Genomic DNA, 860 nt, shown 5'->3' on the forward strand with positions numbered 1-860 from the left:
CGCGCACCAGCGCGTTCAAATCCATCCACTTGTCACGACCTTCGATGAAGCTCAGGTCGCGGATCAGCCAGCACTCCCGTTTCTCCTCACGACCATGTGCGCGTTCCTCTGTGACCGCGTAGTCATAGTCGCTTTTCTCCCAACCATGCTGATCATGATCACGAAAGAGCCACCTCACGTCCTCTTCGAGTTTCTTGTGATTACCTTTTAACGCCAAAAAGTAATCGGTGCCTTTGAACTTCCGAATGGTGGCCGCCACATTCTTTTGGCAGCCCATCGCATCAATGGTCACAATGCCACCCACAGGCGCGAGAGATTCGATGAGTTGGGGAAGAACAGTGATTTCATTGGCTTTTTCAGGGACACTGATGGCTTCAAGCACAAGTTGGTGCTGCACACTGAACACACTCACGATATGCAGCGCAGAGAAAGCGGCAGAGGCTGTGCCGCGTGAGGTTTTACCGTCAATGGCGAACACTTCTCGCTCTCCTTCGGAGAGCGGTTTGCGGGGAAGTTGCAGCAACCATCCAAAAAAAGCGCTCTGGAAGGATTCTGCCTTGACCACTTGAAACACTCGCTCGAAGGTATCCTGAGACGGAATGCCTGACGGAAGCTGTAAGTATCGTCTGAGCCACGATTCGCGTTGTTTAGCGAACGTGTGAATGAGCGGAAAAGTGTTGGCTCCACAGATCACAGCCAGCACGCTGATTACGAGAATATCGATGAGTAGGTGTCGAATGCCTCTGGCTTGCCGGGGATCATCAACAGCTTCGAGAGCAGCAATAAGACTAGGAATATCTACCTTCTGAGACGAGGAATCATTCACCCATTCACATTAAGCTGACTTTGCGGTTGCCCTG

1 protein-coding gene is annotated in these 860 nt (G+C 51.7%); it reads right to left on the bottom strand.

All coding sequences use genetic code 11. The features are described from left to right. On the bottom strand, window positions 1-826 hold an 826-nt coding region (locus QZ269_RS13295; RefSeq protein WP_291427171.1), incomplete at its 3' end, for an ISAs1 family transposase. Window positions 827-860: the final 34 nt, after the last annotated feature.

The sequence above is a fragment of the Deinococcus sp. genome (assembly GCF_018260405.1).
Lineage (GTDB): Bacteria > Deinococcota > Deinococci > Deinococcales > Deinococcaceae > Deinococcus.